This window comes from Acinetobacter sp. UBA3132 (assembly GCF_002364825.1).
Lineage (GTDB): Bacteria > Pseudomonadota > Gammaproteobacteria > Pseudomonadales > Moraxellaceae > Acinetobacter > Acinetobacter schindleri.
Window position 1 is genome coordinate 8,222 of record NZ_DEZM01000196.1, and the last position, 15,446, is coordinate 23,667.

Below are 15,446 nucleotides of genomic sequence, written 5' to 3' on the forward strand. Positions count from 1 at the left end.
TATTTATAACTTACATTTCACAAAAAAGGATTCCATACAGGAATCCTTTTTTAATACTTATTGTGCAAATATTCATTTACTTTTTCTGATATAAGCCTGCACGTACTGTCCCAGCCTTGGTATTTTTAATCAGTTGCCAAGAAGAGGGAAGCTGCAAAGTATCTAAATCCCGATCTGCTTCTACATAAATCAGGCCTTCAGGCTTGATTAGCGGATCAGCAAGTTCAGCCAGAGAAGTCCATAAGTCCAAGCTGTAAGGCGGGTCTAAAAAGACCAGATCAAATTGATCTTTCAAGGTTTGCAAAGCCTGCTGAGCCGTGGTTACTTTCAGTTGAGCACGTGCTTTGGTGACTTGAAGCAGCTCCAGATTCTGACTCAGAAATTGTGCCTGAGTACGATCCGGTTCAATCATCACTACACTGGTTGCACCGCGGGAAAGTGCTTCAAAAGACAAAGCACCAGAACCGGCACAGATATCCAGCACCTTGGCATTCTGTACATCCCACATCAGCCAGTTAAACAGGGTTTCACGGACACGGTCTGGGGTGGGGCGTAAACCGTCAATACTGGCAAAGGCTAGCTGACGGCGTTTCCAATCACCACCAATAATTCGTAGCTGATTTTTCATATATTAATCTCCTTCTACAGCTGGTGCAGAGTTTGCAGATGAGCTCGAACGAGATGTATTCGATGTTGCGTTTGAGGAAGTTTGTGGTGCATCCGTGCTGTTAGGTGTTGCTGCAGCATCAGGGCTAAGCATACTTGCACCACTTGGAAGCTCGCCAGGTTTAATACCGGCAGTCATCAGTCCCCCACTTAATTGATGATTGAGTGGGCGTACCGGATTCTTATCTTTATGCAGTAACCAGTAATCAAAAATAGGGCGGGCGAGTGCAGTGGCTGCACTACCGCCGCGGCCATTCTCCAGAATGACTGCAATGGCAATTTCAGGCTTTTCTGCAGGAGCAAAACCGACAAACAGACCATGGTCAAGCTGGCGATCAGTCAGCAGGGCTTCATTGTAGCGTTTACCCTGCGCAATACTTTTTACCTGTGCTGTGCCGGTTTTACCGGCAATACTATATTGCAGGCCGCCTTTAATACCGCGCCCCGTACCTGACTGAATCACATCAACCATGGCATCGCGCATTTTGAACCAGTCTTCTTCCTTACCATTAAAATCAATTTTGCCATGCGTGCCATTGTGAACTTTAAATGCTTTGGCGCCACGGCTTTCACGCAAGACATGCGGTATGACTTTATTGCCATGATTGGCAGTAATTGCTGTTGCCATCGCTAACTGCAATGGCGTTGCTGTAAAGGCACCCTGACCAATACTCACAGAAATCGTTTCACCACGTGACCATTTAGAGTTGCGGGTACGCATTTTCCATTCAGGACTTGGGTATAGACCAGAGCTTTCACTTGGCAGATCTACCCCCGTTTTTTCACCAAAACCAAATTGACGCATCCAGTCATTCATCTGTTCAATGCCCATACGATAGGACATGACATAGAAATAGGTATCGCAGGAAACCACCTGGGCTTTATGCAGATTTACAGTACCATGACCAGTTTTCTTGTGGTCGCGGAAACGGTGACTATCACCCGGCAAAGTGAAATAGCCGGGATCGGAAATCGCTGTATCCCAATCGACCAGGCCATAATGGAGGCCACCCAGGCCAAACATCGGTTTAATGGTCGAACCTGGAGGATAAGTTCCTTGCACCGCCCGGTTATACAGCGGCTGATCAAGATTATCACGCAAGTAAGAATAATCTTTGGTGCTGATCCCGGTTACAAACAGGTTTGGGTTGAAACTCGGACTAGAAACCAGCGCTAAAATTTCCCCTGTACCTGGATCCATGGCAACAATGGCGCCACGACGTCCCGCCAGTTGCTCGGAAGCAACCATTTGCAGGCCATAATCTAAAGATAAAAACAGGTCATTCCCGCGTACCGGATCCTTACGTCCGAGATGACGCAGCACATTACCATGTGCATCTGCTTCGACTGATTCATTTCCTGGAACACCGTGCAGCAGCTCTTCATAGGATTTTTCGACCCCGATTTTCCCGATCAGGTTGGTACCCGCGTAAAGGTCCTTATCAATACTTTTTAATTCTTTGTCGTTAATACGGCCCACGTAACCAATCACATGTGCAAACAGTTCACCATGTGGATAGTAACGGGTCATCTGGGTATCAATTTTTACCCCTGGGAACAGGTGCTTAATTTCACTAAAGCGGGCAATATCAGTTTCGGTCAGATTCAGTTTGATAGAAACACGTTCTGTTTTTTTTGCAGTTTTAATCCTGCTATTAAATCGCTCTATATCTTCTTCGTTCAGTTCCAGAATCGGGATCAAGCGCTTAATCGTATCATCAATATCCTCAACATCGGCACGACTTAAGGTCGCGGTAAATACCGGATAGTTATCTGCCAAAAGGACGCCGTTGCGGTCATAGATATAGCCACGTGCAGGCGCAAGTGGTTGCAAGCGGATACGGTTCTGGTCAGAAGCCGTGTTGAACTCATCGAAGCTGACAATCTGCAAATAGGCATAGCGGCTGATTAGTAGCAGCATGCAGATGATGACCAAGCCAATCGAGAAAAACACACGATTGCGATAAATGCGTTTTTCTTGCTGTACATTTTTTAATGGAAAATGCTGCTTCATACGAGATCGACTTAGACCTGAACACGGATAGGAATGAAAGTGCGTTATTCTAACCCAACTGACCTGGTTTGGATATTGAAATACGAGTGGGCTACCCATCTGCTAAACGTTGACTTTGCAGACATTAAAATTGTCTGCAGTTGTATACAACTGTGTTGATAATTCTGCTAAAGTCCAAATTGAATAAAAAAAGGACGATACCTTAAAACTATAATGAATCAAGGATATTGGTGAAAAGGAATGAATAAATTATACCCTTTGCTGGCATTTGCTTTCATCGCAAATACGGCTTATGCAGATGATTCTACGTATAGATCTGAAGCAAAACTGAGCGATAGTCAGGCAAGTACCTGGAATGTGGGGGCAGGATTTACCCGGAATATGATTCATCTGAATACTGAGTGGGTGAATCCGTATGGAATCACATATGTCAAAGGTGGTGTTTTTCTGGACGATGACAAGCCATTTGGTGCACAAGTTGGCTTTCGGTACCCGGCACACCTCACAGGAAAAGATAAAAATGGGTATTATGTCGGGGCTTATGCCGGACATATCCAGAGTAAGAAAGTAGATGGAGAATATGAAGCACGTCTGGGTGGGGGCGTAGATTTATCCTATGTCATGCTGAGTTCAGAACGAATCAGTACCTTCAGTGTTGGAATCGGTGCTGGTGAGGAAATGAAAAGCCGAAGTGGACATGTTGTGGCCGAAATCGAACCTCAACTACAATTCTCCTATACTTTAAGTATCGGTTTATAGAGAAAATATTCGACTTGATAAGAAAATTGTATTCTGTGAACAAAGAATTAAATATGGAAGTTATACATGCTTGAGTACGTTAACGAGTTGTGGCAAGCCTTTCTGATGCGTCCAGATTTCTGGGCTGTGCTCAGTATCATTCCTGTCACTGCATTCGTTACCTGGGCACACGTATGGATGGCTCTGAAAATGGTGTTCTATCCAATCACGTTCTGGGGATTCCATATTGGTCCATTGCCTGTCGGCTGGCAGGGCATTGTGCCACGCAAAGCAGGAAGAATTTCAGGAATTATCACAGACAATACCTTGTCTAAACTGGGATCGATCCAGGAATTTCTCCAGGCGATGGACCCGGATGATATGGCACGCATCATCGGTGAACAGGTCGGTTTCGAACTTGAACATCTGATTGATGAGGTCATGATCGACCGTAATGCAGTTTTATGGGAAAACTTGCCGTATTCCATCAAGCGCCGTATTTATTCCCAGGCACACAAGCAGTTGCCGGATGTGTTGCGCGAATTAGTGACTGAGCTGACCATGAACGTCGAGTCACTTGTGGATATGCGTGACATGGTGGTCAGTCAAATGGAGGGTGACCGCCGTCTGATGGTACGCATGTTCCTGAAGGTTGGACAGAAAGAAATTAACTTTATCTGGCATATCAGTGCTTTAATTGGTATGTTCTTTGGTCTGTTCCAGATGATCGTATGGTTCGTGGTGCCTTGGCACTGGACCGTACCATTCTGGGCAGCAATTTGGGGTTTCCTGACCAACTGGATTGCCATCTGGATGGTCTTCAATCCGATAGAACCACACTATGTGAAATACCCGCAGTTCTTCACCCGCACGCAGAGCCGCAAGTTTCCATGGATCAAACCGGTTATTCCACGTATTGGCACCTATAACATACAAGGTGCTTTTATGAAACGTCAGGAAGAAGTCTCTGACGTCTTCGCAAGTGTAGTGACAGAAGATCTGATTACGTTAAAATCGATCATGACAGAAATGATGTATGGTGGTAAGAAAGAAAAAACCCGCCGGATCGTCAAGCGTCACATTAACGAAATTATGGAAACTCCATTGGTTCGCACCTCTTTACAGCTATCCTTGGGGCCAAGAGAGTATGCAAAACTCAAGACAGACTTGATCGATCGCTCAATTGAAATTACGATGGTGCCTGTATGCGACCCTGCGTTTAATGCGAGCCGTGCACAGAAAATCTATCAAATGTTTAGAGACCGCATACGCGAGTTAACACCGAAGGAGTTTCAGAATCTTTTACGACCTGCGTTTCAGGAAGATGAGTGGATTCTGATTGTATTGGGTGGAGTAACCGGCTTTGTCGCGGGTTTAATCCATTTGTTTGTGGCTTTCTTATAACGAGACGCTGAAATGCTGGATACCTTTGGGGATGTCCAGACATTTGGTGTCCTATACATTGTTAAAAAATGAGGATGTTTATATATGCGCATTATCTTACTCGGACCACCTGGAGCAGGTAAAGGTACACAAGCTCAGTTGATCTGTAAGCGCTACAATATCCCACAAATTTCAACCGGTGATATGCTCCGTGCTGCAATTCGTGAAGGAACTGAATTAGGTTTAAAAGCTAAAAGCGTCATGGACAATGGCGGTTTGGTTTCTGATGAGTTGATCATCGGTCTGGTTAAAGAACGTATTGCACAGCCTGACTGTGTAAATGGCTGCATCTTTGATGGCTTCCCGCGTACTATTCCACAAGCTGAAGCACTTGAAAACGAAGGCATCAACATCGATCACGTGATTGAAATTGATGTACCGGACGAAGAAATCGTGCAACGTCTTTCTGGCCGCCGTCAGCACCCGGCTTCTGGTCGTGTTTACCACATTGTTTACAACCCACCAAAAGTGGAAGGTAAAGATGATGAAACTGGTGAAGATCTGGTTCAACGCCCTGATGACCAGGAAGAAACTATTCGTAAGCGTTTAGGTTCTTACCATACTGAAACTGAACAGCTGGTTGGCTTCTATCAAGGCCGTGCTGCATCAGGTGAAAATGCACCAACTTATGACAAATTGAACGGTCTACGTCCAATTGAACAAGTTCAAGCGGATCTGTTCGCGATTCTGGATCAGTCAAAATAATCATTTCACGATAATTTTGACATTCAGGGAGCCCTAAGTCATATTAGGGCTCTTTTTATTTCTGCGTCTTTAAAGGAATTACGACTGTGAAAATTGGTTTGTTATTACTCATGGTGGTGTTCTTGGTTGTTCTAGCAGGCCTTCTGGTCATGAGCTACCGAATGCTAAACAAAGTGCAGAAACAGGAAAAAATCGAAAATAGAGGTAAAACCCCAGAGCGACAATTGCACCCGAAATTACAGGCTGAATTAGAGCAGCGCAAGAAAATGCAGCAGCAGTTAGAGGAAAAGCAAAAATAAGCATTCTTATCTGCTGAACGAGACAAAAAAAGCTGAACCAGAGTTCAGCTTTTTTATTTAAGGGATCAGTCAATATTTTTAACTGCAATTGGTTTGAGTGCGCCAAAGTCGAAACGGTCCGGCCAGTTACAGACATCAGCGACCACACATTCATGACATTTTGGTTTGCGTGCAATACAGCAATAACGCCCATGCAAAATCAGCCAATGATGCGAATCAATAATAAATTCTTTGGGAATCACCTTAACTAGACGATGTTCAACCTCAAGCACATTTTTACCCACAGCCAAGCCAGTCCGGTTACCTACCCGGAAAATATGGGTATCGACCGCCATTGTCGGTTGGCCAAAGGCGGTATTGAGTACCACATTTGCAGTTTTACGACCTACGCCCGGTAAAGCTTCCAGATCAGCACGATTATCCGGTACCACGCTGTTGTGCTTCTGAATCAGCATTTCACAGGCTTTAATCACGTTTTCTGCCTTGGAGTTATACAGCCCGATGGTTTTGATATATTCCTTCAGCCCATCCACGCCAAGGGCATAAATCGCTTCTGGCGTATTTGCAACAGGAAATAGCTTGTCGGTCGCCTTGTTGACGCTGACATCAGTTGCTTGTGCCGAGAGTGTCACTGCGACCAGTAATTCAAAGGGATTAGAATAATTCAGTTCAGTTTTTGGATTCGGACGCTGTTCACGTAAGCGTTCAAAAAAAGTCTGAATCTGTTTTCTGGTCATGTTCTTTACAGGTTTGCCGCTCATGCTTGTCATTATCTTATCCCTGTAAATCCTGTAATTGCTGCATTAGTTCGGCAAGCTGGGTGCGTTTACTCGCATCTTCGCGGACAGACAGCTGTTTTTCGAGCTTTTTGATCTGGGTACGCAGTTTGGCCAGCTCAATCGTAGTTTTGGCGTCTTGAATCAATCCATCCTCATTTGGCTTTTCCACCACTTCAATCACGGGTACATTTTGACTTTGTGCAGAGAACTCGGCAAATAATTCGGTATTGATTTCAGCACGTACCACAGGACCTTTACGGTCAATGCGGCGTTTTTCCTCACGTTGGATATGTGCATAGTAACGTTGGCGCAGATCATTCTGTTCCTGCACATGCTGTTCATCTGACATGAGTGGATGGGTATCTTCTACCAGATCAATACAGTCGACCGGGCAGGGTGGAATACACAGTTCGCAGCCAGTACACAAATCTGTCAGTACCGTATGCATCAGTTTGCCTGAGCCAATAATGGCATCGACCGGGCAGGCACTAATGCATTTGGTACAGCCAATGCATTCATCTTCACGAATCACTGCCTTCATGCGCTGAGGACGCCCATCAGCCTGAATGGGCCAGACACTTGGCTCAGCACTAAGTTTAGGACGATTTAACAATTGGGCGAGGGCATCTGCCACCGGCTGTCCGCCGGGTACACATTTGTTGGCTTCTTCTCCCTCGGCAATGGACTGGGCATAGGGTAAGCAGCCATCACGATGACCACACAAACCGCATTGGGTCTGTGGCAATAACGCATCAATGGATTGGATGAGGGAAATCTGCGAATTCATGATATTTCAAAGCCGCTCACAGTGAGCATTTCAGGAGGTGAAACAAAATATGTCACAATTACAAATTTTAGCATATTTTGATCGGCTTGTTTGTGCACAATTAAGGTAACCAATATGCATTATTATCATGCATAAATAAGAATTTAGACTTTGATTCCACTGATATTTTGCTATCCAAAAATTTAATTCATAATAAATATAAATAACTGTTATAAAATTAATTTTCATATTTTTTCAAAAAAACTATTGTGGATTGGTTACAAAAGATATTTAATATTTTGCGCCAAAATTTAACATTGATTGTAAATTTGACCAATTTTGATCCATTTTCTGCTGAGGATTAAGCGTTGAAATACAACACACTTAATGAGTTCCTAGATTACGTTAAAACACGTGATGCACATCAACCAGAATTTCTTCAAGCTGTAGAAGAAGTGATGACAAGCTTGTGGCCGTTCATTCAAAAGAACCCACAATATGCAGCTCACGGTTTACTAGAACGTCTAGTTGAACCAGAGCGAGCGATCCAGTTCCGCGTTTCTTGGGTAGATGACCAAGGTCAAACTCAAGTAAACCGTGCGTTCCGCGTACAGTACAACTCAGCGATTGGTCCATTTAAAGGTGGTATGCGTTTCCACCCATCTGTGAACCTTTCAATTCTGAAATTCCTGGGCTTTGAACAAACGTTTAAAAATGCTTTGACTACTTTGCCTATGGGCGGTGGTAAAGGTGGTTCTGACTTTGATCCTAAAGGCAAGTCAGAAGGCGAAATCATGCGTTTCTGCCAAGCGTTAATTATCGAGCTTTACCGTCACCTTGGTTCTAATACTGATATCCCTGCGGGTGACATTGGTGTAGGCGGCCGTGAAGTAGGTTATATGGCGGGTATGATGAAGAAGCTCAGCAATGACACTTCATGCGTATTCACTGGTAAAGGCTTGTCTTTCGGTGGTTCATTGGCTCGTCCTGAAGCAACTGGTTACGGTACTGTGTATTTCGCTGAGGAAATGCTGAAAACTCGTGGCGATAGCTTCAAAGATAAAGTCGTGACCATTTCTGGTTCGGGTAACGTTGCGCAGTACGCTGCTGAAAAAGCAATGTTCTTAGGTGCTAAGGTCGTTTCTCTATCTGACTCTGCGGGAACTGTTTATGTTAAAGACGGTTTCACTGATGAACTTCTTGCTGAAGTGATGAAACTGAAAAACGTTAAACGTGGTCGTATCTCTGAGTTCGCGTCTAAACACGGTTTCGAATACCTTGAAGGTCAACGTCCTTGGGGTATTAAGTGTGATATCGCGCTTCCATGTGCGACTCAAAACGAATTAGATGCTGATGATGCTGCTAAACTTCTTGCAAACGGTGCAATCTGTGTTGCTGAAGGTGCAAACATGCCATCTACTCTAGGTGCTGTAGAGAAATTCGTTGAAGCGAAAATCCTTTACGCTCCAGGTAAAGCATCGAATGCAGGTGGTGTAGCAACTTCTGGTCTTGAAATGTCTCAAAACGCATTGCGTCTTGGCTGGACTTTCGAAGAAGTTGATGAACGTCTTCATGCAATCATGAAAGAAATTCACCGTAACTGTGTGAAATTCGGTACTAAAGAAGACGGTACTGTGAACTATGTTGACGGTGCAAACATTGCGGGCTTCGTAAAAGTTGCTGATGCAATGCTTGCTCAAGGCGTATTCTAAGTCTGACTTAGTTTAAGCTTTAAAAAAACCGAGGCTAGAGCCTCGGTTTTTTGTCTCTGTTATAAAAATATTTTATAGCGAGCCTTTTACTGCTTCACGCTCGACAGCCATATCAAATATATAGGCATATTTAGACTGATCTGCTGCCGGATTCTTGATTTCAAAGCGTTTTACGCGAATTACCTGACGCTCATTTGGCGTATGCTGGAAGCCTTCGATTTGGTCGTAGAACAGGTTCCAATCTTTGTCGACCTGAGTTTTTAAGCCCTGCTCATTGTATTTGACTTCGCGCACCTGAAGGCAGGTTTGCTGTGCTACACCGGTACAAGCTTTGGTTTCAGGAGAAATTTCCAGGAAAATGATATCAGCCTGACTATTATAACGGGCTTCTGGCGTCATCTTCCCTGTGAAGACGTAAGCCTTTCCGTTTACGGTCAGAGTCAAAACCGGATTTTGAGCATCACTGGTATTTAAGCTAAATGGAATACGGGCATCATTAAAAATTTCACCTGCCAGCTTTTCCTGTTGCATGGCATTGGTATCACAAGCTTTCATGGTTGAGATTAGGGTGCCAGTTTCCAGCTGACCCTCAGAGATTTTCCAGCTACCACCCAAGCTATTGCAGCTGGTAGTGACACTAAAACGATTCTCATCATGGAAGCTCAGTACCATATGTTCTTTTGCACCAGTATCAATGTGCCATTCATAAGCACTCAAAGTATTGGCGGCATTTTGTTGCTGTAATACGGACACGGCAAGATCTCCTACTTTTTGGACATCATTGGACTGACAAGCTGCAAGGGTTAAAGGGAATAATGCAATAATTAAGTATTTTAATTTCATTGATTGAATAGTCATGAAGCAAATAAATCAGACTTAAGCTTAAACGATTCATTTTTAAAAAATATGGATACATTCTGAAGCTTTAGGTAGCAAAATGTATCCATGAAAATTGCATGATGAGTAAAATAAGACAGGAAGATTTTCTTAGGCCTAAGAAAAAAGGCTCAGATAGAGCCTTTAAATCCTAATCAAAACGATAGATATCCATACCCAGTGAACCCATGCTAAAGCTGCTATGCACCAGACTGAAACGGGTACCAGTTCCCATTGCAAAGAAAATCGGTGCAAAGTGTTCGAGGGTCGGGTGATTACGTTCCAGGTAAGGAATACTTGGCCAATCCAATACTGCTTCATAGTCACTATGAGCGAGTTTACTTACCACATAATTGCGGAAGGTCGAGGCCCATTCTGGAACAATATTGGATAGTCCAGTACGATCCAGCTCTCGCAGGTTATGCGTGATACTGCCTGAACCAATCAGTAGGACCTGCTGTTCACGCAAGGGTGCCAGCGTTTGACCAATTTTATAAATTTCATGTGCAGTCAGGTTGATGGGCAGGGAAATTTCTACCACCGGAATATCTGCATCCGGATACATATGTAGCAGTGGCATCCACACGCCATGATCACGCGGGCGTGAATTATTGGCATAGGCGCTAAAGCCAGCTTCAGACAGCAAGCCGAGAATCTGTTCAGCCAGTTCTGGTTGACCCGGCGCAGGATAACGTAGTTGATACAGTTGAGGCGGGAAGCCACGGAAATCATGCCAGGTTTCTGGACGAATACCGGTGTTTACTTCCAGTGCATTACTTTCCCAGTGGGCAGACATTACAATGATTGCCTCTGGACGTGGCAAATTGACATTTAAACGCTCCAGTGCCGGACCTACCTGTTCGGGATTCAGGGCAAGCATTGGAGAGCCATGGGAGATAAACAGGCCGGGAAGCGTTTGTAAGTTCATAGTTCAAGCCACATCTGCAAGATGTCTTCAATAATGCATGAAAGCAAGCGAAGTAAGGAGGGGAGATTGTTCAACAATTCGTTGCGGAAATAGAACAATAGCCAATTCTCACCTTAACCCGCACGGTGATAAGGGTGATTATGATTAATGCTTATGGCACGGTACAACTGTTCAATCAGCATGACACGAACCAGGGGATGCGGCAAGGTCAGTTTGGATAGTGACCAGTGCCATATAGCTGCCTTACGTACCGCTTCAGAGTGACCATCCGGCCCACCAATGGCTAAAGCCACATCATTACCTTCCAGCATCCAGCCTTTCATGGTTTCAGCCAGTTTTTCGGTACTGAATTCACGGCCGCCGACTTCAAGTGCAATCAGGGTTTCATTTGGCTTTAATGCATTCAGGATACTATCGCCTTCGATATTACGATATTTCAGGATGTCGGCTTCTGAATCATTCTTGCCACGTTTCGCCATCGGTAATTCAATGATTTGTGTTTGAACAAATGGCTGTATGCGCTTGAAATAATCTTCAAAACCAGTGAGCACCCAAGCTGGCATTTTTTGACCAATGGTCAGAATACGGATTTTCATACAGACATCGTGTAGTTCAGAAGTGCTCATTATAACGATGAAACAACATGAAGTTGAGTATAGAAACAAATTGAAATTGAATTAGAAAAAGCACTGCTGCATAAATATCCAGAGTTCAAGTTTCTGCTTGATCATGTCATGGAAATAATAACAAATGCGGATTGTAGCCATTTTAAGAAAAAGTTATCTGGGTTTGCTGATCAGTCTGTCTTTAATCTTCCCGAGTTGGGCCTGGGCCAATCCAGCCAACGCTCAAGTCAAAAATCTCGAGCTTTACTTTAGCCAGATCCTGAATGTGGATGAATTTAGAAATCACAAGAATACGGCTGAACTGAACCGGGTATCCGGTTGGTTGAAAGAGCAGATGCGACGCTTTGGTATTCCGTGCCAGTTTCAAAGCTATATTGTGAATAGTCAGGGCTATCGCAATCTGGTTTGTCAGCTCAATGTAAAAGCCAAAGATAAAATCGTCATTGGTGCTCACTATGATGTTTTTGCCAATCATCTCGGTGCGAATAATAATGCTTCTGGCGTCGTAGGAGTGGTGGAAGCTGCACGATTGTTGGCCCTGCAAAAAAATAAACTGAAAAATAATATCGAGTTTGTTTTCTATGGTCTGGAAGAACCGCCGTATCTCAACACAGAGCATATGGGCAGTGCGATCCATGCCAAGTCATTGAGAAAGCAAAAGCAGAAAATACGTGGCGTCTTTGTACTGGACTCTATTGGTTACTATGATGAAAATCTGGTACAGAGCTATCCGGCAACTCTAAAATGGTTTTATCCTCGGCATGCCAATTATATTGCCAGTATTGGACATCTAAGTTCAGTAGGACTTACAGGAAGATTTTGCGAAGCTATGCAGACACGTCAGCGTTTAGAGTGTGAACGTTTTATTATTCCTACTTTTATGCAGGGACTGGATTATTCGGGCTATCTCAGTTATGCCAAGCAGAATTTTCCAACTGTACTGATCAGTGACACGGCTCATTACCGTTATCCTTATTACAACACTGAGCAGGACACTCTAGATAAACTGGATCTGAAAAAAATGACTTATGTGGTAGACGGATTGATGCAAACTGTTCTAAGTCCATAAAATTTAGGTAGAGATAATAAAAAACCCTGCCGGAGCAGGGTCTTTTATGAGCAGATCACTTAGTGACGTGCGGCTTTAGCTTCATCAGTCGCTTTTACAATTGGGGTTTTTACCAATGCTTTCGGCATAGAGGTAAGTGCCAATGGTAAAATCTCATCGATTGATTTCACGGCTTTGATTTCCAGACCTTCTTTCACATTTTCAGGAATTTCAGCCAGGTCACGTACGTTGTCTTGCGGAATGAAGACTAACTTGATCCCACCACGATGAGCAGCAAGCAGTTTTTCCTTCAGACCACCGATACGCATCGCACGACCACGTAAGCTGGTTTCACCGGTCATCGCGATATCAGGACGAATCGTAATACCTGTGAATGCAGACACGAGAGCAGTGGTTAGTGCCAGACCAGCAGATGGGCCATCTTTCGGTGTCGCACCTTCAGGTAAATGTACGTGTACATCGGTTTCTTCAAAGCGGGAAGCTTCGATACCCAATTCAGCTGCACGCGTACGTACTACGGTCATCGCGGCGGTAATCGATTCTTTCATCACATCACCGAGAGAACCGGTAGTAATGAATTTACCTTTACCCGGAACCGCTGCTACTTCAATTGTCAGTAACTCACCACCAACCGAAGTCCAAGCCAGACCATTTACGCGACCCACTTCTGGTTCTTCTTCAGCCATGCCGAAATCGAATTTGTGAGGACCCAGGTACTCTGGCAAGTTGTTCGAATTCACTTCAAGCTGAAGATTTTTCGCTTTCTTGCTCACCGCTTCTTTAACTACCTTACGGGCAATTTTAGAAACTTCACGTTCCAGGCTACGCACACCAGCTTCGCGGGTATAACGCTGTACGATGTCGCGAATCGCCTCTTCATGAATGGTCAATTCTTTGCTGCGTAAACCATTGTTCTTGATTGCTTTCGGAACAAGATAGCGTTCAGCAATATTGACTTTTTCATCTTCGGTATAACCCGGTAGACGAATCACTTCCATACGGTCAAGCAAAGCTTCCGGAATATTCATGCTGTTCGCAGTACAGATGAACATCACTTCAGACAGATCCAGATCCAGATCCAGGTAATGATCGTTGAACTTACTGTTTTGTGATGGATCTAGTACTTCAAGCAGTGCAGAAGCAGGGTCACCACGGTAGTCCTGAGCCATCTTGTCGATTTCATCAAGCAAGAACAGTGGGTTTTTTACACCAACTTTGGTTAAAGACTGCACAATTTTACCTGGCATCGCACCGATATAAGTACGACGGTGACCACGGATCTCAGCTTCATCACGTACACCACCTAGCGCCATACGCACGAATTCACGACCAGTTGCTTTGGCAACAGATTCACCCAGAGAGGTTTTACCTACACCCGGAGGACCTACCAGACATAGGATCGGGCCACGCAGTTTTTTCACACGTGACTGAACTGCCAGATATTCCACAATACGATCTTTGACATCATCCAGACCATAATGATCAGCATCCAGAATTTCTTGAGCCTTGTTCAGGTTAATGCTGACTTTGCTCGCTTTGTTCCAAGGGGTATCCAGAATCACCTCAAGATAGTTGCGAACAACCGCAGCTTCACTTGATGCAGGTTGCATGGCTTTCAGCTTGCGGAACTCAGCTTCCGCTTTTTTACGTACGTGCTCAGGCAAGTCTGCTTCAGCCAGACGTTTTTCAATCTCAGCGACGTCATCTTCTGCACCACCATTCAGGTCAGAAAGTTCGCGTTGAATCACCTTCATTTTTTCATTCAGGAAATATTCACGCTGATTCTTTTCCATTTGGCGTTTTACTGAATCATGCAGGGTTTGCTCAATCTGCTGTTCTTCAGACTGTTGCAATAAATAAGTCATGAGTTCAGTCAGATGTGCTTCAAACTCATCGTGCTCAAGGAATTTTTGCTTGATTTCGATGTTCAGCGGCACACGAGTTGCCACGAAGAACAATAACTGAAGCAAGTCTTCAATTTTATTTGCAGCTGCAATCAGTTCACGTGCATTACGTAACTTCGCTTCTGCATATTGGGCAAATAACGCACGCAGTTCCTCTACACGGGTATCCTGAGTGTCATTGTCCATCTTGACAGTGATCGGACTAAGCTCATGTTCAGCCGTCAGATAATCAGTGTCATCAATGATTTTAGTTAATTTGGCACGATAAAGGCCTTCGATGAGTACCTTGATACAGTTTTCATCATTTTCATGATTCACAACCTGCACAATCTTCGCGACAGTACCGTATTGATATAAGTTGTCGTGATCAATTTCTTCTGTAAGCGAATCTTTTTGCGCAACCACAAATACCAGATTGTCACTGTTACGAGCCACATCAACTGCATTGATCGATTTTTCACGACCGACAAATAGCGCGATTTGCATGTGTGGATATACCACTACATCACGCAACGCTAAAAGTGGTAATACACTTGGAACCTGAGGCTCAAAGCTTTCTTCATTCATAATAATTTCAGACATGGGCACTCCTAATGAGTGACAACGATGTTGCCATGTATTTTATAGTGATGGGTATTTTTAAAATTACAAGGGCCGTTCAGATGAAATTGTATAATTATTGACTAATTATTTGATTTAAAAGTAACTTAGTCAATGAATTGATTTACAAACGCTTAACTTAAAATGTAGCAAGCGTGTAGGAGTTAAAAGTGCATCTAAAGGCTGATCCCATTTTTCCCGGGGTAATGATGTTTCTACAAGCTGTAAATCATGTGCCAAACCAAGACGATAGGGTTTCTTATACGCTGTCGCCAAGGTACGGTCATAATACCCACCACCCATTCCGATCCGGGTGCCTCG

Annotated in this window: 15 protein-coding genes; 6 read left to right on the top strand and 9 right to left on the bottom strand. The window is 44.1% G+C overall.

The features are described from left to right. Positions 1 to 76 precede the first annotated feature (76 nt). Complete coding sequence (gene rsmD, locus B4033_RS10910; protein WP_286833926.1) at positions 77 to 628, bottom strand: 16S rRNA (guanine(966)-N(2))-methyltransferase RsmD; 552 nt, start codon at positions 626 to 628, stop codon at positions 77 to 79. A 3-nt stretch (positions 629 to 631) separates the two neighbouring features. After that, entirely contained in the window at positions 632 to 2,680 is a 2,049-nt protein-coding gene (gene mrdA / locus B4033_RS10915; protein ID WP_286833927.1) for a penicillin-binding protein 2, read from the bottom strand. 240 nt (positions 2,681 to 2,920) lie between these two features. Between mrdA and B4033_RS10920 the strand changes: the two genes are divergently transcribed. The 4 genes from B4033_RS10920 to B4033_RS10935 all read left to right on the top strand — a co-directional run bounded on the left by B4033_RS10920 (position 2,921) and on the right by B4033_RS10935 (position 5,865). After that, positions 2,921 to 3,439 (top strand): hypothetical protein, encoded by a 519-nt coding sequence (locus B4033_RS10920; protein ID WP_004810763.1) that lies wholly within the window; start codon positions 2,921 to 2,923, stop codon positions 3,437 to 3,439. A 66-nt stretch (positions 3,440 to 3,505) separates the two neighbouring features. Continuing rightward, complete coding sequence (locus B4033_RS10925; RefSeq protein ID WP_004810761.1) at positions 3,506 to 4,822, top strand: membrane protein; 1,317 nt, start codon at positions 3,506 to 3,508, stop codon at positions 4,820 to 4,822. Between the two features lie 84 nt (positions 4,823 to 4,906). Continuing rightward, positions 4,907 to 5,566 (top strand): adenylate kinase, encoded by a 660-nt coding sequence (adk, locus tag B4033_RS10930; protein WP_004810758.1) that lies wholly within the window; start codon positions 4,907 to 4,909, stop codon positions 5,564 to 5,566. An 86-nt stretch (positions 5,567 to 5,652) separates the two neighbouring features. Continuing rightward, on the top strand, positions 5,653 to 5,865 hold the full coding sequence (locus B4033_RS10935; RefSeq protein WP_071319988.1) for a hypothetical protein: 213 nt from the start codon (positions 5,653 to 5,655) through the stop codon (positions 5,863 to 5,865). A 65-nt stretch (positions 5,866 to 5,930) separates the two neighbouring features. On the opposite strand, the gene nth is transcribed toward B4033_RS10935, so the two are convergent. Beyond that, the gene (gene nth, locus B4033_RS10940) at positions 5,931 to 6,635 is read right to left on the bottom strand and encodes an endonuclease III (RefSeq protein WP_076753245.1); all 705 of its coding nucleotides are present in this window, start codon (positions 6,633 to 6,635) and stop codon (positions 5,931 to 5,933) included. A gap of 4 nt (positions 6,636 to 6,639) precedes the next feature. Then, positions 6,640 to 7,431, bottom strand: coding sequence for an RnfABCDGE type electron transport complex subunit B (locus B4033_RS10945; protein WP_071319989.1), 792 nt, complete (start codon positions 7,429 to 7,431; stop codon positions 6,640 to 6,642). Positions 7,432 to 7,778: 347 nt separating this feature from the next. On the opposite strand from B4033_RS10945, the gene gdhA reads away from it, so the two are divergent. Further along, entirely contained in the window at positions 7,779 to 9,122 is a 1,344-nt protein-coding gene (gene gdhA / locus B4033_RS10950; RefSeq protein WP_286833935.1) for an NADP-specific glutamate dehydrogenase, read from the top strand. A 72-nt stretch (positions 9,123 to 9,194) separates the two neighbouring features. Here gdhA and B4033_RS10955 read toward each other — a convergent pair whose 3' ends face one another. The 3 genes from B4033_RS10955 to rlmH all read right to left on the bottom strand — a co-directional run bounded on the left by B4033_RS10955 (position 9,195) and on the right by rlmH (position 11,522). Beyond that, on the bottom strand, positions 9,195 to 9,965 hold the full coding sequence (locus tag B4033_RS10955) for an META and DUF4377 domain-containing protein (RefSeq protein ID WP_286833938.1): 771 nt from the start codon (positions 9,963 to 9,965) through the stop codon (positions 9,195 to 9,197). Between the two features lie 184 nt (positions 9,966 to 10,149). Next, complete coding sequence (locus tag B4033_RS10960; protein WP_004810748.1) at positions 10,150 to 10,926, bottom strand: dioxygenase; 777 nt, start codon at positions 10,924 to 10,926, stop codon at positions 10,150 to 10,152. A gap of 113 nt (positions 10,927 to 11,039) precedes the next feature. Next, entirely contained in the window at positions 11,040 to 11,522 is a 483-nt protein-coding gene (gene rlmH / locus B4033_RS10965) for a 23S rRNA (pseudouridine(1915)-N(3))-methyltransferase RlmH (RefSeq protein WP_286833940.1), read from the bottom strand. Between the two features lie 154 nt (positions 11,523 to 11,676). Between rlmH and B4033_RS10970 the strand changes: the two genes are divergently transcribed. Beyond that, a complete protein-coding gene (locus B4033_RS10970) occupies positions 11,677 to 12,621 on the top strand; it encodes a M28 family peptidase (protein WP_286833942.1) in 945 nt (314 codons plus the stop codon). A gap of 59 nt (positions 12,622 to 12,680) precedes the next feature. On the opposite strand, the gene lon is transcribed toward B4033_RS10970, so the two are convergent. Both lon and B4033_RS10980 read right to left on the bottom strand, forming a co-directional pair. Further along, a complete protein-coding gene (gene lon, locus B4033_RS10975; RefSeq protein ID WP_005221312.1) occupies positions 12,681 to 15,107 on the bottom strand; it encodes an endopeptidase La in 2,427 nt (808 codons plus the stop codon). Positions 15,108 to 15,236: 129 nt separating this feature from the next. Beyond that, positions 15,237 to 15,446: 5-formyltetrahydrofolate cyclo-ligase (locus tag B4033_RS10980; protein ID WP_286833944.1), on the bottom strand; the 210-nt coding region annotated here is incomplete at its 5' end.